Source organism: Delftia sp. WSY_10, assembly GCF_043104705.1.
GTDB classification, from domain to species: domain Bacteria; phylum Pseudomonadota; class Gammaproteobacteria; order Burkholderiales; family Burkholderiaceae_C; genus Comamonas; species Comamonas tsuruhatensis.
In genome coordinates, this window is record NZ_JBICKY010000019.1 from 295835 (window position 1) to 314708 (window position 18874).

Annotated in this window: 17 protein-coding genes; 8 read left to right on the forward strand and 9 right to left on the reverse strand. The window is 68.9% G+C overall.

Going from position 1 to position 18874, the window contains the following annotated elements:
• Nucleotides 1-15: 15 nt before the first annotated feature.
• The 7 genes from ACF8ML_RS10170 (at nucleotide 16) to ACF8ML_RS10200 (ending at nucleotide 7899) form a co-directional block, all read left to right on the forward strand.
• On the forward strand, nucleotides 16-1182 hold the full coding sequence (locus tag ACF8ML_RS10170; protein ID WP_016450242.1) for an acyl-CoA dehydrogenase family protein: 1167 nt from the start codon (nucleotides 16-18) through the stop codon (nucleotides 1180-1182).
• A gap of 150 nt (nucleotides 1183-1332) precedes the next feature.
• On the forward strand, nucleotides 1333-2547 hold the full coding sequence (locus tag ACF8ML_RS10175; RefSeq protein WP_392407071.1) for a CaiB/BaiF CoA transferase family protein: 1215 nt from the start codon (nucleotides 1333-1335) through the stop codon (nucleotides 2545-2547).
• A 41-nt stretch (nucleotides 2548-2588) separates the two neighbouring features.
• Nucleotides 2589-3953, forward strand: coding sequence for an MmgE/PrpD family protein (locus ACF8ML_RS10180; protein ID WP_310636967.1), 1365 nt, complete (start codon nucleotides 2589-2591; stop codon nucleotides 3951-3953).
• 103 nt (nucleotides 3954-4056) lie between these two features.
• A complete protein-coding gene (locus ACF8ML_RS10185; protein ID WP_013800091.1) occupies nucleotides 4057-5064 on the forward strand; it encodes a tripartite tricarboxylate transporter substrate binding protein BugD in 1008 nt (335 codons plus the stop codon).
• Nucleotides 5065-5087: 23 nt separating this feature from the next.
• Nucleotides 5088-5960: an HpcH/HpaI aldolase/citrate lyase family protein gene (locus ACF8ML_RS10190; protein WP_392407072.1), complete on the forward strand. Its 873-nt coding sequence runs from the start codon at nucleotides 5088-5090 to the stop codon at nucleotides 5958-5960.
• Between the two features lie 187 nt (nucleotides 5961-6147).
• Nucleotides 6148-7215 (forward strand): Bug family tripartite tricarboxylate transporter substrate binding protein, encoded by a 1068-nt coding sequence (locus tag ACF8ML_RS10195; protein WP_392407073.1) that lies wholly within the window; start codon nucleotides 6148-6150, stop codon nucleotides 7213-7215.
• A gap of 138 nt (nucleotides 7216-7353) precedes the next feature.
• The gene (locus ACF8ML_RS10200; protein WP_012202143.1) at nucleotides 7354-7899 is read left to right on the forward strand and encodes a hypothetical protein; all 546 of its coding nucleotides are present in this window, start codon (nucleotides 7354-7356) and stop codon (nucleotides 7897-7899) included.
• A gap of 58 nt (nucleotides 7900-7957) precedes the next feature.
• On the opposite strand, the gene ACF8ML_RS10205 is transcribed toward ACF8ML_RS10200, so the two are convergent.
• The 5 genes from ACF8ML_RS10205 to ACF8ML_RS10225 form a co-directional block, all read right to left on the reverse strand.
• On the reverse strand, nucleotides 7958-8410 hold the full coding sequence (locus ACF8ML_RS10205; RefSeq protein WP_017406880.1) for a PaaI family thioesterase: 453 nt from the start codon (nucleotides 8408-8410) through the stop codon (nucleotides 7958-7960).
• Between the two features lie 149 nt (nucleotides 8411-8559).
• Nucleotides 8560-9558 (reverse strand): tripartite tricarboxylate transporter substrate binding protein, encoded by a 999-nt coding sequence (locus ACF8ML_RS10210; protein ID WP_392407109.1) that lies wholly within the window; start codon nucleotides 9556-9558, stop codon nucleotides 8560-8562.
• A 20-nt stretch (nucleotides 9559-9578) separates the two neighbouring features.
• On the reverse strand, nucleotides 9579-11159 hold the full coding sequence (locus ACF8ML_RS10215) for a class I adenylate-forming enzyme family protein (protein WP_392407074.1): 1581 nt from the start codon (nucleotides 11157-11159) through the stop codon (nucleotides 9579-9581).
• A gap of 29 nt (nucleotides 11160-11188) precedes the next feature.
• Complete coding sequence (locus tag ACF8ML_RS10220; protein WP_392407075.1) at nucleotides 11189-12166, reverse strand: Bug family tripartite tricarboxylate transporter substrate binding protein; 978 nt, start codon at nucleotides 12164-12166, stop codon at nucleotides 11189-11191.
• A 320-nt stretch (nucleotides 12167-12486) separates the two neighbouring features.
• Nucleotides 12487-13791, reverse strand: coding sequence for a Glu/Leu/Phe/Val dehydrogenase (locus tag ACF8ML_RS10225; protein ID WP_016450234.1), 1305 nt, complete (start codon nucleotides 13789-13791; stop codon nucleotides 12487-12489).
• A 176-nt stretch (nucleotides 13792-13967) separates the two neighbouring features.
• Between ACF8ML_RS10225 and ACF8ML_RS10230 the strand changes: the two genes are divergently transcribed.
• Complete coding sequence (locus ACF8ML_RS10230; protein WP_061287489.1) at nucleotides 13968-14786, forward strand: fumarylacetoacetate hydrolase family protein; 819 nt, start codon at nucleotides 13968-13970, stop codon at nucleotides 14784-14786.
• Between the two features lie 24 nt (nucleotides 14787-14810).
• Here the strand turns inward: ACF8ML_RS10230 and ACF8ML_RS10235 are convergent, their stop codons facing one another.
• From ACF8ML_RS10235 to ACF8ML_RS10250, 4 genes are all read right to left on the reverse strand, one after another.
• A complete protein-coding gene (locus ACF8ML_RS10235) occupies nucleotides 14811-15689 on the reverse strand; it encodes a PPK2 family polyphosphate kinase (protein ID WP_392407076.1) in 879 nt (292 codons plus the stop codon).
• A gap of 27 nt (nucleotides 15690-15716) precedes the next feature.
• Nucleotides 15717-16121, reverse strand: coding sequence for a hypothetical protein (locus ACF8ML_RS10240; RefSeq protein WP_061287487.1), 405 nt, complete (start codon nucleotides 16119-16121; stop codon nucleotides 15717-15719).
• Between the two features lie 5 nt (nucleotides 16122-16126).
• Complete coding sequence (locus ACF8ML_RS10245; RefSeq protein ID WP_392407077.1) at nucleotides 16127-17776, reverse strand: hemagglutinin; 1650 nt, start codon at nucleotides 17774-17776, stop codon at nucleotides 16127-16129.
• 150 nt (nucleotides 17777-17926) lie between these two features.
• On the reverse strand, nucleotides 17927-18838 hold the full coding sequence (locus tag ACF8ML_RS10250) for a LysR family transcriptional regulator (protein WP_392407078.1): 912 nt from the start codon (nucleotides 18836-18838) through the stop codon (nucleotides 17927-17929).
• Nucleotides 18839-18874 lie beyond the last annotated feature (36 nt).

Consider the following 18874-nt stretch of genomic DNA (forward strand, 5'->3'; position numbering starts at 1 on the left):
AGCCTTGAGACCACCATGATCGAACAAACGCTTTCCAACAATTTCCCCGAAATCCGCGACGCCATCCGTGCGCTGTGCGCCGAGTTCCCTGACGAGTATTTCCGCAAGATCGACGAGCAGCGCGCCTATCCCGAGACCTTCGTGGACGCGCTGACCAAGGCCGGCTGGCTGGCCGCGCTGATCCCGCAGGAGTACGGCGGCTCGGGCCTGGGCCTGACCGAGGCCAGCGTGATCATGGAAGAGATCAACCGCTGCGGCGGCAACTCGGGCGCCTGCCATGGCCAGATGTACAACATGGGCACGCTGCTGCGCCACGGCTCGCAGGCGCAAAAGGAGAAATACCTGCCGCGCATCGCCTCGGGCGAATGGCGCCTGCAGTCCATGGGCGTGACCGAGCCCACCACGGGCACGGACACCACCAAGATCAAGACCAGCGCCGTCAAGAAGGATGGCCGCTACGTGGTCAACGGCCAGAAGGTCTGGATCAGCCGCGTGCAGCACAGCGACTGGATGATCCTGCTGGCGCGCACCACGCCGCTGGCCGAGGTGAAGAAAAAGAGCGAGGGCATGTCCATCTTCATGGTGGACCTGGCCGAGGCGCAAAAGAGCGGCCTGACCGTGCGCCCCATCCCCAACATGGTCAACCACGAGACCAACGAGCTGTTCTTCGAGAACCTGGAAATCCCCGAGGAGAACCTGATCGGCGAGGAAGGCAAGGGCTTCAAGTACATCCTCGACGGCCTCAATGCCGAGCGCACGCTGATTGCGGCCGAATGCATTGGCGACGGCTACTGGTTCCTGGACCGCGTGACCAACTACGTGCGCGACCGCAACGTGTTCGGCCGCCCCATCGGCCAGAACCAGGGCGTGCAGTTCCCCATTGCCGATGCCTTCATCGAGGTCGAGGCCGCCAACCTCATGCGCTGGAAGGCCTGCGAGATGTTCGACGCCAACCAGGCCATGGGCGCCCAGGCCAACATGGCCAAGTACCTGGCGGCCAAGGCCAGCTGGGAGGCGGCCAATGCCTGCATCCAGTTCCACGGCGGCTTCGGCTTTGCCTGCGAATACGACGTGGAGCGCAAGTTCCGCGAGACGCGCCTGTACCAGGTGGCGCCGATCTCCACGAACCTGATCTATTCCTACGTGGCCGAGCACATCCTCGGTCTCCCCCGCTCGTTCTGAAATGGAAAACCCCCTGAGTCGCTTCGCGCCTTCCCCCTGGAAGGGGGACGACAGCCTCGCTGCGGGGGCGGCCCTTGCTTGCTGTCCCTGGCTTGGAGCGCGCCAGTTGGTCGGGTCGTGGGTTTCGCCAAAGTGCAATGGATTTCCAAGATGAAAAAGCAAAGTCTTCGGCCGCTTGACGGCACCACCGTCGTCTCGCTGGAACATGCGGTGGCCGCACCGTTTTGCACGCGCCAGCTGGCCGACCTGGGCGCGCGCGTGATCAAGGTCGAGCGGCCCGGCAGCGGCGACTTTGCACGCGGCTATGACCAGCGCGTGCAGGGCCAGTCCTCGCACTTCACCTGGATCAACCGCAGCAAGCAGAGCCTGGCGCTGGACCTCAAGCAGGACGAGGCCATGCAGGCGCTGCTGCAGCTGCTGGAGGGTGCCGACGTGCTGGTGCAGAACCTGGCGCCCGGCGCGGCCGCGCGCATGGGCCTGTCCTATGCGGCGCTGCGCGAGCGCTTTCCGCGCCTCATCGTCTGCGACATCAGCGGCTACGGCGCAGACGGCCCCTACCGCGACAAGAAGGCCTACGACCTGCTGATCCAGAGCGAGGCGGGCTTTCTCTCGGTCACGGGCACGCCCGAGGTGCCGTCCAAGGCCGGCATCTCGGTGGCCGACATCGCGGCCGGAATGTACGCCTACACCAACATCCTGTCGGCCCTGCTGCTGCGCGGGCGCACGGGCGAGGGCAGCCACATCGACGTGTCCATGCTGGAGGCGCTGGGCGAGTGGATGGGTTACCCCATGTACTACGCCTTCGACGGCGCGCCGCCGCCGCCGCGCACCGGCGCCTCGCACGCCAGCATCTATCCCTACGGGCCTTTCGAGGCCGGCAAGGACGTGGGTGACGGGGGCACGGTGATGCTGGGCCTGCAAAACGAACGCGAGTGGAAGCTCTTTTGCGAACAGGTGCTGCTGCAGCCCGAGCTGGCCACGGATGCGCGCTTTGACAGCAATGCGCGCCGCAACGCCAACCGCGAGGAGCTGCGTGCGCTGATCCTGGGCGTGTTCAACGCGCTCGATGCCGCACAGGTGGTGCAGCGGCTGGATGCGGCGGGCATCGCCAATGCGCGCGTCAACGACATGGCCGGCCTGTGGGCCCATCCCCAGCTGGCCGCACGCCAGCGCTGGTGCAGCGTGGACACGCCGGCCGGACCCGTGCAGGCGCTGCTGCCCCCCGGTGCCAACAGCGCCTTCGACTACCGCATGGAGGCCGTGCCCGCCGTGGGCGAGCACAGCGCCGCCATCCTGGCCGAGCTGGGCTGGAGCGCCGAGCGCATCAGTGCCCTGTGCCCGACCCCGGGAAAAACCGCCCCCTGAAACCAGGGCGCATGCCCAAGAATGCGCCGGAGACCCAACCCATGAAAAACGACACCCAAGTGAGCATCCATCCGCTGGCCCAATTCGCTGCCTCGCTGCGCTGGGACGACGTTCCCGCCGCCGTTCAGCAGCGCGCCGAAGACCTCTGGGTGGACTGGTTCGGCTCCGTGCTCGCAGGCCAGGGCGCGCGCCCCGTGCAGAGCATCACGCGCTTTGCGCTGTCCCAGGGGCCGGCGCAGGGGCCTAGCGAGATCCTGGGCAGTGCCGACACCACCTCGCCCATGATGGCGGCCCTGGCCAATGCCGCGGCCTCGCATGTGGCCGAGCAGGACGATGTGCACAACGGCTCGGTCTTCCACCCCGCGGCCGTGGTCTTCCCGCCCGCGCTGGCCGTGGCACAGAGCATCGGCGCCAGCGGCGCCGAACTCATGGCCGCCTGCGTGGCCGGCTACGAAGTCGGCATCCGCGTGGGCGAGTTCCTGGGCCGCAGCCACTACCGCATCTTCCACACCACGGCCACGGCCGGCACCCTGGCCGCCGCGGCCGCCGTGGGCCGGCTGCTGGGCCTCACGCCCGCGCAGATGCAGCATGCCTTCGGCTCGGCCGGCACGCAGTCGGCAGGGCTGTGGGAGTTCCTGCGCACGGGCGCCGACAGCAAGCAGCTGCACACGGCGCATGCGGCCGCTGCGGGCCTGATGTCGGCCTATCTGGCCCGGGACGGATTCACCGGTGCGCAGGACATCTTCACCGGGCCGCAGGGCCTGGCGGCAGGCATGTCCACGGACGCCGATCCCACGCGCCTCACGGACGGCATCGGCACGCGCTGGGCCACGGCCGAGACCTCGTTCAAATGGCATGCCTCCTGCCGCCACACGCACCCGGCTGCCGACGCGCTGCTGCAGGTCATGCAGGACCACGGCCTGGTCCCCGCCGACCTGGCGCAGGTCACCTGCCACGTGCACCAGGGCGCCATCGACGTGCTGGGCCCCGTGGTCGATCCCGGCACGGTGCACCAGAGCAAGTTCTCCATGGGCACGGTGCTGGCGCTGGCGGCGCGCCACGGCCATGCGGGCCTGGACGAGTTCGACAACGAATACTTGGCCGCCACCACGGTGGCCCTGCGCGAGAAGGTGGGCATGGTGCTGGACCCCGAGGTCGATGCCGCCTACCCGCAGCGCTGGATCGGCAAGGTCACCGTGCTCACCACCGATGGCCGCACGCTGCACGGCCGTGTGGAAGAGCCCAAGGGCGATCCGGGCAACACGCTGTCGCGCGAGGAGATCACGGCCAAGGCGCTGCGCCTGATCGCCTATGGCGGTGCCCTGCAGGACGACCCCGCCCAGGCCGCCGTAGCGCGGCTGTGGCAGATCGCGCACTGGCCGCGCGTGCAGCGCCTGCTTGACTGAGTTCTTGACTGAGTTTTCGCGCCGGCCCCGGCCGGCGAATCCATGGGAAAGGCGCCACCACAGAGCGCCTCCCGCTTCCACCAAAGTGCACAGGAGACAAACCATGCAACGCACCACTTCTTTCCGCCGCCGCCTCGTTTACGCAGCGGCCGCCGCCTGCGCCCTTGCCGCCGGCGGGACGACCACCGGCGCCCTGGCTGCGGCCTGGCCTGAGAAGCCCGTCGTCCTCGTCGTGCCCTACAGCGCTGGCGGCCCCACCGATGTGGTGGCGCGCCTGCTGGCCGTGCCCATGGGCCAGGTGCTGGGCCAGAGCGTGCTGGTCGAGAACACCGTGGGTGCGGGCGGCACCATTGCGCCCAACCGCGTGGCCAAGGCCAAGGCCGACGGCTACACCATCCTCATCCACCACATGGGCATGGCCACGGCGCCTGCGCTGTACAAGAAGCTGCCCTATGACCCGCTCAAGGACTTCGAGTACATCGGCCAGGTGCTGGACGTGCCCATGACCCTGCTGTCGCGCAAGGACTTCCCGGCCAACAACTTTGCCGAGCTGCTGGACTACGTGAAGAAGAACCAGGAGAAGGTCTCGCTGGCCAATGCCGGCATCGGCGCCGTCTCCCAACTGTGCGGCATGCTGTTCATGCACCAGGCGGGCGTCAAGCTCACCACCGTGCCCTACAAGGGCGCAGGCCCGGCCATGAACGACCTCATGGGCGGCCAGGTGGACCTGCTGTGCGACCAGACCACGCAGACCGTGCCCGTGATCAAGGACGGCCAGCGCGCCAAGGTCTTCGGCGTGACCACGCCCAAGCGCCTGTCCTCGCTGCCCGACATCCCCACGCTGGACGAGCAGGGCCTCAAGGGCTTCGACGTCAAGGTCTGGCACGGCATGTACGCGCCCAAGGGCACGCCCAAGGAGGTGGTCATGGCCATCAACAAGGCGCTGAACGTGGCCATCAAGGACGAGAACGTCAAGAAACGCATCGCCGAACTCAGCTCCGACCTGGTCACGCCCGACAAGGCGACGCCGGAAGGCCTGCGCACCCACCTGCAGGCCGAGGTGGCGCGCTGGGACAAGGTCATCAAGGCCGCAGGCGTCTCGGCCGAATAAACCGCTCTCCCAAGGACATCCGCATGCACGATCTGGCGCGACAGGCCACTTCCTTTCTCTTCGTCCCCGCCACGCGGCCCGAGCGCCTGGGCAAGGCCCTGGACAGCGGCGCCGACATGGTCATCGCCGACTGGGAGGACGCCGTGGCCCCGGCCGACAAGGACGGCGCCCGCCAGGTGCTGGCCCAGGCCGTGGGTGCGCTCGAAGGCCCGGCCCGTGCCCGCCTGCTGGTGCGCATCAACGCCGAAGGCACGCCCTGGCATGCGGATGACCTGCGCGTGCTGGCGCAGCTGGTGGAGCAGGGCGTGGCCGGCGCCATGGTCTCCAAGGCCGAGCGCGCCCAGACCCTGCATGCGGTGGCCCAGGCTGCGGGCGCACGGGCGGCCGTGCTGCCCCTCATCGAAAGCGTGGCCGGCCTGGACGCGGCCGACGCCCTGGCTGCCGCGCCCCAGGTGGTGCGCCTGGCCTTCGGCCACCTGGACTTCCAGGTCGATGCGGGCATGGCCTGCGAGCAGGGCGAGGAAGAGCTGCTGCCCATGCGCATGGCCCTGGTCCTGGCCTCGCGCCGCGCCGGCATCGGCGCGGCCGTGGACGGCGTGACGGTGGACGCGCGCAACCCCGAGCGGCTGGCCCAGGACGCGGCACGCGCGCGGCGCATGGGCTTTGGCGGCAAGCTGTGCATCCACCCGGCCCAGGTCCAGCCCCTGCACGCCGTCTTCGACCCCGATGCAGCGGCCGTGGCCCACGCGCAGCGCCTGCGTCAGGCCCTGGCCGAGGCCGGAGGCGGCGTCTGCGTGCTGGACGGCCGCATGGTCGATGCGCCCGTGCTCAAGCAGGCCGAACAGGTGCTGCTGCGCCATGCCTGGGCGCAACAGAGATCTGCAGCACGGTATTGATGAAAATGAGACTGATAGGCCGTTTTGAGCCAAGAGTTTTCTGATTCTGGTGCAAGCAGTCCAATGATTTCCCTGATGGTGAATCCATCTGCCTCGAATACGCTTGGCCAACTCGATTGATTTCGAGACGGCGGTTTCTTGATCCGGTGTCTCCGTCCATGGAGGCACCCAGGCAAAGGAGCGTGTGATGGCAGTGATCTCGGGGACGGCATCGAACAGCGGATTCAACGGCCAATTGAATGACCGACTGAATGACCGACTTAACAACCGATTGAATCGGCGCCAGGCGCTGGCCCTGGCGGCCGGCGCCGTGGCGGCGGGGCCCGCCAGCGTGCTGGCGCAGGCCGGCTTTGCCACACGGCCCGTGCGCATCGTCGTGCCCTTTGCGGCGGGCGGCGCCACCGACGTGATTGCGCGCATCCTGGGCGAGCGCATGGCCCAGCAGCTGGGCCAGACCGTGGTGGTGGACAACAAGCCCGGCGCGGCCGGACTGATCGGCGGCGAAATGGTGGTCCGCTCCCCGCCCGACGGGCTCACCCTGCTGCTGGGCACCACCTCCACCATGCTCACCAACAAATACCTCTACAAGAAGACCGCCTACGACCCGCTGACCGACCTCACGCCCCTGTCGCGCGTGTGCATGGCGCCCATCGCCCTGGTGGTCACGGCCGACGTGCCCGCCACCAACCTGCGCGAATTCATGGCCTGGGCCCAGGCCAACGCGGGCAAGCTCTCATATGGCTCCTACGGCATAGGCTCGCACGGCCACCTGGCCTGCGCCGTGCTCAGCGACATGGCCGGTGCCGGCATGGCGCATGCCGCCTACCGGGGCGAGGCGCTGATGGTGCAGGACATGCTGGGCGGGCGCATCCCCATCGGCATGGGCAGCCTGCTCACGCTCAAGCCCCACATCGATGCAGGCAAGCTGCGCGCCCTGGCCGTCACCGGCACGCGCCGCGTGCCCCTGCTGCCCGAGGTGCCCACCTTTGCCGAGGCCGGCTACCGCCACGAGGCCATGGAACTGTCCGGCTGGCTGGCCATCGCCGGCCCCAGGGGCCTGCCGGCCGACCTCACGCGGCAATGGGGTGAGATCTCCAACCGCGCCGTGGCCAGCCGCGAAGGCACGGCCCGTATCATCGCCGCCGGTTTCGTCCCTGTTGATGACGACAGCCCTCAGCGCTTCGGCAAGGCCTGGGCGCAGGAGGCTCCGGTCTGGGGGCGGCTGCTGCAGTCGGCGGGGGTGCAACCCGGTTGATGGCGCACAGCGGCCCTGGTTGCCCAAGGCTGCACTCATGCCCTGTGCTGTAATCGCCCCTCCTCAGGCGGCCCCGGTGGTGCAATGCCATGACGGGACAGCCCGTGGTTTCTCAAACATTCAAGAGAGGGTATTACCGTGAGTGCATTGGTCATCAAGGCCTGGAAAGCCAGCGAGCAACCCATAGACGACAAGGGCAACCACATTGCCATCACAGGCCGCGAAGGCGGCCTGGTCGCCTGGATCCTGTCCAAGGTCAACATCGATCCCACCACCACCATCCGCGTGGGCAGCGAGCGCCTGGAGTTCAGCAGCGCCTCGCTGTCGGGCACCCAGTCGCGCCTGATCCCGCTGCAGGGCATCTGCTCCACCTACTACGGCTATCACAAGCCCTGGAAGACGGCGCTGGGCATCGGTGCCCTGTCCCTGTTCATGGGCGGGTCGATGATGGCCCAGAGCTTCTTTGCAGGCCTGGTGGTCATGCTGATCGGCTGGGGCATCGCGGCCGTCATCTACTTCCTGAACCGCACCCTGACGCTGGGCTTCATCGAGAACAGCGGCGCAGTCAACGGCATCCAGTTCAAGCGCTCGGTGATCGAGAACATCGACATCACCCAGGAGCAGGCCAGGCAGGTCTGCGAACTGATGCAAAAGCTGATCGAGGCCAAGGAAAAGCGGCTCTGACGACGCGGCGGCACGCAAGTGCCGTCCGGCGCCATCCGGCGCCGCGCGTGCCCTGCGCTCAGGCCTGTGCCGGGCTGCGCGCCATCAGCTTGAACGTCCCCGTGGCCAGGGCCACCAGGGTGCCGTCCTCGGAGCGCACTTCGCCGCGCGCGAAGCTGATGGAGCGGCCGCGCCGCTCGCAGTGGGCGGTGGCGATGAGATCGCCGCTGCCGGCCGAGACGTAGTGCAGCGTGAGATCGATGGTGGCCACGCCGAAGGCCGTGGGGTCATGCGAGCGGCAGGCTGAGGCCAGGGCGCAGTCCAGCAGCGAGGCGATGGCGCCGCCGTGCACGTCGCCGCGGCTGTTGGCCTGGTCCGGTTGAAAGCCCATGCGGATCTGGGCGCGGTCATCGCCGATGCGTTCACCGCTGAGCTTCATGGCGCGGGCCATGGGCATGGGCAGGCCGAAGAGGATGCCGGGCGCCTCGCCTTCGAAGGGGTTGGCCGGGTGGTCTTTGATGGGTGTGTTCATGGACATGATCATCGCATTGGGCGCGGCGCTCGAGACTGGCGTGTACCGACTCCGGGGCACCGAGGAAGGGCCGTCCCGCACCGAGGGTGCCGTCCCCCTCCCGCGAAGCGAGAGAGGGGGAAGCGGCGCAGCCGCTCAGGGGGTGACTTTCAATCCACCCGTGCACCTGTCGATTTGACGACAGTGGCCCAGCGCGTGATTTCCTTGTCGATATGCGCCTGCAGCGCCTCGGGCGTGGAGCCCACGGGCTCGTAGCCGCCGGCGGCCAGCTGGGCCTGCAGCGCAGGCTGGCGCAGGGCGGAGGCGATCTCGCGGCTCAGGCGCTGGGTGGCTTCGGCGGGCGTGCCGGCCGGCGCGATGACGGCGTACCAGCCGGTCACGTCGAAGCCTGCGATGCCCTGCTCCTGGATGGTGGCCACCTCGGGCGCCAGCGCCGATCGCTGCGGGTTGGTGACGGCCAGCGCGTGCATGCGCCCGCTGCGGATGTGGGGCATGGAGGTGGAGATGCTGTCGAAGGTCAGGTCGATGTCGCCAGCCAGCATGGCGTTGACCACGCCCGCGCTGCCCTTGTAGGGCACATGGGTCATGCGCACGCCTGCCATGGAGCCGAAGTACTCGGCCGCCAGATGCCCCGTGTTGCCGTTGCCCGCCGAGCCGAAGGTGAGCTTGCCGGGGTTGGCCTTGGCGGCCTGGATGAGTTCCTGGATGTTCCTGGCCGGCAGCTTGCTGCTGGCGGCAACCACCATGGGCAGGTTGGCCACCAAAGACACGGGCGCGAAGTCGCGGCGGGTGTCGTAGGGCAGCTTGGGATAGAGGCTGTCGTTGATGGCATGGGCGGCCAGCACCATGAGCACCGTGTAGCCATCGGGCCTGGCGCGCGCCACGTATTGCGAGGCCAGCGTGCCGCCCGCGCCGGGCTTGTATTCGAGCACCACGGGCTGGCCCAGCTGCTGCTGCAGCTGCACGGCCAGCGGGCGGCCCAGCAGGTCGGCACTGCCGCCGGGTGGATAGGGAATGACCAGCTGGATGGGCTTGGCAGGCCAGGCCTCGGCAGCATGGGCGAGATGGGTGGCCGGGGCCAGCAGGGCGCAGGTCGCCAGGGCCAGGCAGGACAGCAGGCGGCGGCGCGGGAGTGGGTGCATGGGCATGGGCATGGGGGGACTCCGTTTCATGAAGTGGACAGGGCGCCGGCCTGGTACTGCTCGCGCAGCGCGCGCTTGAGCACTTTGCCGATCTCGCTGCGCGGCAGGCTGGCGGCCAGCCGCAGCTCGGCCACGCGCTGGGTCTTGCCCACGCGGGCGTTGAGCCATTCGCGCAGCTCGGCGGCCGAGGGTGTGGCATCGGGGCGCGCCACGGCGTAGGCCACGGGGGTCTCGCCCCAAGCATCGGAGGGCACGCCGATCACCGCGCATTCGGCCACCTGCGGGTGCTGCAGCAGCACGGACTCGATGTCGCTCGGGTAGACGTTGAAGCCGCCCGTGATGATCATGTCCTTCTTGCGGTCGCCCAGCACGATGAAGCCGTCCTCGTCCAGACGGCCCACGTCGCCGCTGCGGATGAAGCGCAGGCCCTGGGCATCGAACCATTCGGCCTCCTGCGTCTTGTCGGGCAGGCGGTGGTAGCCGCTCATCATCCCGGCCGAGCGGCCCACGATCTCGCCCTGCTCGCCGGGCGGCAGTTCGCGGCCCTGCTCATCGATGAAGCGGATGTCGGCGCCCGGTCCCGGTCTGCCCACGGTGTGCAGCTTGTCGGGGAAGTCATGGCAGTGCAGCTCGCAGCGCACGCCGCCTTCGGTCATGCCGTAGTACTCGATGAGCCGTCCGGGCCAGCGGCGCAGCACCTCGGCCTTGAGCGCGGGATGGAAGGGTGCGCTGGTGCAGAACTTGTGCCGCAGGCGGTTCAGGTCGGCGCCGTCGAACCCCGGGCACTGCATCAGCCGCTGGTACTGCACGGGCACGAGCATGGTGTGGGTGGCACGGTGGCGTTCGGCCAGTTCCAGGTAGTGCGCCGCGTCGAACTTGCGCATCAGCACCAGGGTGCCGCCCAGCCCCAGGGTGGGCAGGGCCGCGACCAGGGTGGTGTTGGAGTACAGCGGCGTGGCGCACAGCGAGACGGCATCGGGCCCGTAGCCGTTGTGGATGGCGCGCTGCACGTGGGCCCAGCGCATGGCCCAGGACTGGACGATGCCCTTGGGCACGCCCGTGGTGCCCGAGGAGTAGATGACGTTGAAGGGCCAGTCGGGCTGGGGGTGGATGGGCGTGGGTGCGGTGCCATGGTCCGCTTCGTCCGCAGCCAGCCATTGCGACCACGGCATGCCGGCTTCGACAGCGCCGTCCAGGGCCACGCATTGCAGATCCTGTCCGGCCTGCAGCGGCCATTGCGCGGCGGTGTCCGCGTCGCGCAGCACCAGCCGGGCGCCGCAGTTGTCCAGCATGGCGCTCAGGTGGCCGGCGGTGGCCGACGGGGCCAGCGGCGCCACGGCCACGCCCGCGCGCAACGCACCCAGGAAGGCCAGCACATACTCGGGCGAGCTGCCCGCGCAGATGGCCACCACGTCGCCGGGGCCCAGGCCCTGGCGTTGCAGGCGCAGGGCCACGCGGTCCATGCCCAGGCGCAGCGCGGCGTAGTCGAGGCTGCGGCCATCCATGGCCAGGGCGGTGTGGCGGGGGCGCTGGCTGGCCTGCAGCGCGACGAGTTCGGGCAGCGAGCCAAAGGGCTGGCGCAGCAGGGAGGCGATGTCTTCTTGCATGGGAGGGGCGGGAGGGACGGGAGGGACCACTATTCCAGCGACAGGCCTGCGGCCTTGACGATCTGGGCCCAGCTCTTGCGTTCCTGGGCGATGAAGGCGTCGTACTCGGCCGGTGTCTCGCCACCGGGCACGCCGCCCAGGTCGGCAAAGCGCTGGCGCACCTCGGCCGTCTGCATGGCGCGCCGGGCCGACTGCTGGATGCGCTCGACCACGGCATCGGGCGTGCCGGCAGGGGCCAGCAGCCCGAACCAGGCCGTGACCTGCATGGGCACGCCGGCCTCGGTCATGGTGGGCACCTCGGGCAACTGGGCCGAGCGCGTGGCGCTGGTGATGGCCAGCGCGCGGAACTTGCCGCTCCTGATGTGCGGCATGGAGCTGGGCAGGTTGTCGATCATGTAGTCCACCTGCTGGCCCAGCAGCGCCGTGACCGCAGGCGCGGCACCGGGAAAGGGCACGAGCGTGACCTCGATGCCGGCCTTCTGGCGGAACATCTCCGAGGACATGTGCGGCGACTGGCCCACGCCCGAGGTGGACACGTTCAGGCGCCGGGTCCTGGCCAGCTCCACCAGCTCGCGCACGCTGCGCACGGGCGAATCGGCATGGACCACGAGGATGTTGGGCACGGAGATCACATTGGTGATGCCGCGCAGATCGCTTTCCTTGTAGCTGAGCTGCTTGTACAGGCTGAAATTGATGGCCACCGGGCCGATGTTGCCCATGAGCAGCGTGTAGCCATCGGGCCTGGCGCGCGCCACCTGGGCCGTGCCGATGCTGCCGCCGCCCCCACCCTTGTTCTCCACCACCACCGACGTGCCCAGGTCCTTGCCCATCTTCTCGGCCAGCACGCGCGCGGCAATGTCCGTGGTGCCGCCAGCGGCGGCCGGCACCACGATGGTGATGGGGCGTTCAGGCCAGGCCGCCGCCAGCGCGGCGGCAGGAGCCAGGGAGAAAAAAGGCAAAGCGGCCAGCAGGGCCAGCAGGGCCAGCAGGCTGCGGCGGACGGTCATGGGCAGTCTCCAGTTCACTGCCCGCAACGATAGAAAACCCTGGGCCACAGGGCACCAGGGTTTGACTGGAGATCCGCTTCGCCATTCGGAAACCCGCGCTTAGGCCCACTGGAACGCGTGCTAACCCCTTGCCGAAAAGGCGGCCACAAGAAAAAAGGCGCCGAAGCGCCTTTCATTGACCGTGTGGTGCACAGCGCCAAAAACTGGCGCGGCCCAAGTCAGGGACACCGAGCAAGGGCCGCCCTGCCGCGAGGGTGTCGTCCCCCTCCCTTGCGAAGCAAGCAGAGAGGGGGAAGGCGCGTCAGCGCCTCAGGGGGTGATCAGGGATACAGTCCCCGCATCTCGCGGGCATGCAGGATGCGCTGGCAGGCCACGATGAAGGTGGCGGTGCGCAGCGTCACGCCGTGCTGCTGGGCCACCTGCCAGATGGCCGCGAAGGCGTCCTGCATGATGCGCACCAGGCGGGCGTTGATCTCGTCCTCGCTCCAGAAGAAGCTGGAGAAGTCCTGCACCCATTCGAAGTAGCTCACCGTCACGCCGCCGGCATTGGCCAGCACGTCGGGCAGCACCAGCACGCCCTTTTCGGTCAGGATGTCGTCGGCCTCGGTGGTGGTGGGGCCGTTGGCGCCCTCGATCACCATCTTGGCCTTGATCTTGCCGGCGTTGTCCTTGGTGATCTGGCCTTCCAGTGCGGCGGGGATCAGGATGTCGCAGTCCACGCCCCAGAAATCGGCAGCGTCCATGGCTTCGGCGCCGTCAAAGCCGCCCACGCCGCCCTTGGCGGCCACGTGGGCCAGCAGGGCCGTCACATCCAGGCCGTTGGCGTTGCGGATGGTGCCGGTGTGGTCCTGCACGGCCACGACCTTGGCGCCCGCGTCGGCGAACAGCTTGCCGGCCGTGCCGCCCACGTTGCCGAAGCCCTGCACGGCAATGCGCGCGCCCTGGACCGACAGGCCGGTCAGCTTGGCCGCTTCCACGCCCACGGTGAACACGCCGCGGCCGGTGGCCTCGACGCGGCCCAGCGAGCCGCCCAGGTCCACGGGCTTGCCCGTGACCACGCCGGTGGCGGTGGCGCCGGTGTTCATGGAGTAGGTGTCCATCATCCAGGACATGATCTGGCCGTTCGTGTTGACGTCAGGCGCTGGAATGTCCTTGGAGGGGCCGATCAGCAGGCCGATCTCGCTGGTGTAGCGGCGCGTCAGGCGCTCCAGCTCACCGCGCGACAGCGTCTTGGGATCGACACGGATGCCGCCCTTGGCGCCGCCGTAGGGCACGTTGACGGCCGCGTTCTTGACCGACATCCAGGCCGACAGGGCCATGACTTCGGACAGGGTCACGTCCTGGTGGAAGCGCACGCCGCCCTTGCCGGGGCCGCGGCTCAGGTTGTGCTGCACGCGGTAGCCTTCGTAGTGGGCGATGGTGCCGTTGTCCAGCTCGATCGGCACATCGACGATCAGGATGCGCTTGGGGCGCTTGAGGGTTTCGACCCAGCGGGCGAGATGGCCCAGGTAGGGGGTGACGCGATCGACCTGCTGCAGGTAATTGCCCCAGGGGCCGAGGTGATCGGCCTGCAGGTAGGAAGGGATGGCGTGGTTGGTAACGCCGGCCGAAGCGGGTTGCTGCATGGTGGTTCCACACAAGAGTTGTCTGAGGGTTTTGAGCTTATTCCCGGGGCTATGCGCTGTCCAACGCCTTATGCGCGAGAGCCTTATGCATTTAATGCATAACCATGGGATCGCCTTGTCCAGCGGACAATCGGGGCCGCTTGCGACCCTCCGATGCACACCAAGAAAGCCGCTCCATGACGAACAACCCCCGCACTCCCACAGCCTTGGCCCATGCGCTGCTCCAGGCACGCCACAGCGGCGAATTGCTGGATGCCGACGACTGGGCCGACGTGGTGCGCGCGCCCGCAGATGCGCAGGCCGTGCAGGCCGCCATGGCGCCCGCCCTGGGCTGGCGCGTGGCCGGCAGCCAGCAGGGACCGGGCCGCGTTCCGGGCTACTGGAAGTCTGGCGCGCCGCGCCGCGATGCCCCGCTGACCCATGCGCCGCTGCCCGAAGAAGGCGTCTGGGCCAGTCCTTCGGTGGCCGGTGGCGCGCCGCTGCACCTGCGCGGCATCGAAGCCGAGATCGCCCTGCGCCTGGGCCGCGAGGTGACGGCCGAGATGGCTGCTGCGCTGCAGCCCGGCGATGGGCTGGAGCTGATCGACGGCATCACCGCCGCCATCGAGGTGGTGGATACGCGCTGGCGCCAGCACCTGAAGGCGCCGCCGCTGCTGCTGGCCGCCGACGGCCTGTGCCATGGCGCCCTGGTGCTGGGGCCGTGGCAGGACGCTTCGCGGCTGCTGCCGCGCGAGTCGCCGCGGGACTGGTCTGCCCAGGTCTGCCGGCTGCGTGTGGGCGCGGCGCCGCTGCAGGCGTTCACCGGAACGCATCCGCTGGGCGATCCGCTGTGGCTGCTGGCCGGCTGGTTGCAGGAGCTGGTGCGCCGCTATGGCAGCGTGCCCGCAGGCACGGTGGTGACTACGGGCACGTGGAATGGACTGGCCTTTGCGCAGGCCGGTGATCTGGTGGTGGCCGAGCTGGACGGCATCGCCGAAGCCCGCCTGCAGCTGTGAGGCTTCAGGCAGGCCATCGAGTGATCAGGTGATCTTGTAGTCCTTGAGGGCCGGATCGCCGGGCGGAAAGCGCAGTTCCAGGTTGCGCAGCACCTCGCGCAGCAAGGTGGCGATCATGAGGTTGCGGTGCGTCTTGGAGTCGGCCGGCACGATGGTCCAGGGCGCCCAGGGCGTATGCGTGGCGCCCAGCAGCTGGCCGTAGGCCTGCTGGTAGTCCTTCCACTGCGTGCGCACCTTCATGTCGTTCTCGTCGAACTTCCAGTGCTTGGCCGGGTCGTCCAGGCGCTCCTGCAGGCGCATGCGCTGTTCGTCGGCGCTGATGTGCAGCAGGAACTTGACGACCACGGTGCCCGTCTCGCTGAGCATGCGCTCGAAGTCGTTGATGTGGGCAAAGCGCTGGCGCTGCTGCTCGGGTGTGATCCAGCCGTTGACCACGGGCACCAGCACGTCCTCGTAGTGGCTGCGGTTGAAGACCGTGATTTCGCCAGCGGAAGGCACCTGCTGGTGGATGCGCCACAGGTAGTCATGGGCGCGCTCGGCCTCGGTGGGGGCCTTCCAGCCCACGGCGTGCACGCCCAGCGCACTCATGCGGCCGAAGACGCCACGGATGGTGCCGTCCTTGCCCGCCGTGTCCGTGCCCTGCAGCACGACCAGCAGCTTGTAGCGGCGGTCGGCGTACAGCAGGTTCTGCAGCGCATCCAGCTCCTCGGCCAGGGCCTCGACGGCGACCTTGTCCTCGGCCTTGCCGTTGCCATTGGAAAAGGGCTTGGCGCCCGGGTCGAAGTCGGCCAGGGCAATGGGTTTGTCCTTGTCCTTGTCGGACCTGGCGGAGCGCGGCTGCCATTGTTCCCAGAGCTTTTGCACGGCCGCATCGCGGCTGGAGAAAGGGTTGGAGGCGTCCATGGATAGAGCGGTGGGTGAGGTGGAATGTCAGGGCCGGGCGCGAATGGATTGCACCTGCAGTTGCGGCTGCGCCATCGAAGGCGCGGCGCCAGCGGCGGGCCTGGGGCCGGGCTGGCCCCGGACTTCCACGTTCTGCCGCTGCCACTGCGTGATCTGCTCGGCGCTCAGGCCCTGGAGCTGCCAGGTCTCGCCGGAGGTGGTCTGCAGCACGGGCTGCTCATGGGGCGCATTGCCGCGCAGCACCAGGCGGCCTTGCAGGGTCAGGGGCTGGCCGGCATCCGGCGCGGCGGGCGCGGCCGATGCCGAAGCGGGCGCCGGTGCGGTTGCAGGAGGTGGAGGTGGCGCGGCGCAGGCCGTGGCCAGCAGCGACAGGCTGCCGGCCAGCAGCAGGGGCAGGGCCCGGGCAACTGCGGTATGGGATGTCTGGGTCATGGCGGTCATTGCACGATGGCGGTGAGGGTGGTGCCGGCGGGAACGCGCAACTGCTCCTGGTACAGGCCCTGGGCGTCCGGCTGGCGTACGAAGGGAAAGTGGCCGCGCGCCGCGAGCTGGGCGGGCACGGTGGCGGGCAGGCGGCGTGCCGCCGCATAGCGCTGGCCGTCGATGCCCACCAGGGTGAAGCCCAGGTCCGTGCGTGCGGGCCAGCCGTAGCCGGCCGGGCCGCTGGAAGGCAACAGGGCGATGTTGGACCCCCATCGCTGCAGCGTGACGGGCAACGAGGGGCCACCGGCCTGTGCAATGGCGTTGCCGAGCACCTGCAGCGAGTCGGGCGAGGAGGTGTTCCTCAGCATTTGCTGGTAGAAGCCCACGCCGTGCTGGCGCAGCAGATAGGCGCCCAGGCTGCCCGTGACGTTGTAGCCGAAGCAGGTGGCATTGACATCCGAGGCCCAGCTGGCCAGGTCGCAGTTGAAGCCGGGCTTGGACATCCAGCCGGTGATGCGGCCGTCACGCATGGGATTGGTGCCGGGCGTGAGTCTTTCGGCCAGGATGTCTTCGGACATCAGGGCCGACATCTCTTCCAGGAAGGTGTCGAACATGTAGTCCGAGCCCTTGAGCGCGCCGCGCTGGTAGAAGTTGATCATGTGGATGAACTCGTGCGACAGCGTGCTGATCTGCGTGGTCAGCCCGTTGGCGCCGCCCAGGTACAGCGTTTCCGTGTCCATGTAGAACGACAGCGATTCGTTGCTGTACTGGAACTGCGAGCTGCCGGCCGTGCGCTTGAAGTTGTTCACGGCCCAGAAGTAGCCCAGCAGGCCGTAGGGCTGGCTGTCGGGCGTGAAGTTCACGAACACGATGTCGATCGGCTGGTCGGCCGCGATCAGCTCGCTGTGGGCCTGGGCTCCCCAGGGCTGGCCCGCCAGCCCCGTAACCAGGGCGTGCACGGAATCCGGCCCGCTGGCGAAGCGCTGTATCACGGTGTCCAGCAGGGCGTCGCTGACCTTGGCGCTGCCGTACTCGCTGTCTTCCAGCCACAGATTGATGGTGCGGGTGCCCGTGGGCGTGGGCGCGGTGGTCTGGCGCCGCAGCGTGGCGCTGCGCGTCTCGACCGTGGGGCTTTCCGTGTTGACGAACCAGCTGCGCTGGCTGCCAACGGGCAGCACGGCCGCCGACACCGCGCGCGAGGGCTGCACGCTCTGCCCTGCAACCGGGGCGGGCAGGCTTGGCTTGAAGTCACGTACGCGCTGGGGGATCTGGTTGACCAGCTGCGCAGCGCTCAGCGACTGTTGCGCCGCAATGCCCTGCGCCGCTGCGGCTGGCGGCGTGAGCGTGATGGGCGGCAGGGCCACGGCGGCATCGCCGGTGTTGGTATAGATCAGCGTCACGGGCCGGGTGCCCAGATTGCGCAGGCCCACGGCAACGGGCTGCTCTGCGGCGGTGGCGTTGGTGTAGCTCCAGACGCCGACGCCCTGGCCGGAATAGGTGGTGGCGTCGGTCGCGCCGCACGAGGCGCCCGTGCAGGCGGGGGTCAACTGTGTCGTGATGGAGTCGCCCGGCGTGGAGCCGCCGCCCCCGCCGCCGCAGCCTGCCAGTCCCGCACCCAGTACCAGTGCAACAAGGGCCTTGCCCCCAAAGTGATCTTGAAACATGGGTTCCTCTCGATGGTCCATGTCCAGCCAGAAGAAGGAGGGCGGCCGGACGCTTGCGCCACTATCCCAGGCCTGCCTGCAGGCGGCAAGCACCGGCCGGTTTCCCGCGTGTAGGCGCAGGGCTTGCCTGCAGGTCGCAAGCCGCAGGCCTCACCTGGGCTCCAGCCGCACCGGCACCTGCAACTGCTCCACGAACCGCCGCGCCGCCAGCCCCAGCGGGCGCTCCTTGGACCACACCCAGTCGACGAACAGCTGGGTGCCGTTGCTGATGTTGCACAGCGGGATGCGCAGCAGCGCGCCCGTCTGCAGCAGGGGCTCGGCGACGCTGAAGGGCAGCCACCCCCAGCCCAGGCCGGCCGAGACCAGGGACAGGGCCGCCTGGTGGCTGTCCGTGCGCCACAGCTGGTGCGAGAACACGAAGCGCGGATCGGTGTGGGCCAGGTCGCGGCTGGCCAGCAGGATCTGGCGCGCGCCGGCCAGCTGGCCCACGTCCAGGCGCTGCTGCCCGTCCACGCCCAGTTGCCGGGCCAGCGGATGCCTGGCCGCCATCACGGCGATCATGGTTTCCTGGCCCATCTCCTGGAAATCCTCGCGCCCGTCGATGGCCGGGCGCTCGAAGACCAGGGCCAGATGTGCGCGGCCCGAGTGCAGTTCCTTGAGCGCATCGACCTGGGCGGCCACCAGCACTTCCACCTCCAGACCCGGGAATTCCTCGACCAGCGGCTGCAGCGGCGCGGCCCAGGCCGTGGACAGCAGCTCAGGCGCGATCACCAGGGTCAGCCGCTCCTCCAGTCCCTGGTGCAGGGCCAGCGCCTGGTGGTTGAGCTGCTGCAGCTGGGCGGCCAGCAGCCGGGCCTGGGGTTCGAGTGCGCGTGCCGCCGCCGTGGGCCGGGGCTCGCGGCCGCTGCGGTCGAACAGCTGCAGGTCCAGCTCGGCCTCCAGCTGGGCGATGGCCATGCTCACGGCCGAGGGCACGCGGCCCAGCTGGCGCGCGGCGGCGGAAAACGAGCCGTGGTCCAGCACGGCAAGGAACAGCGGCACCTGATCAGCGGGGAAGGACATGGCGGGAACCTGTCAGTTTTATTGAAAGAATCTGAC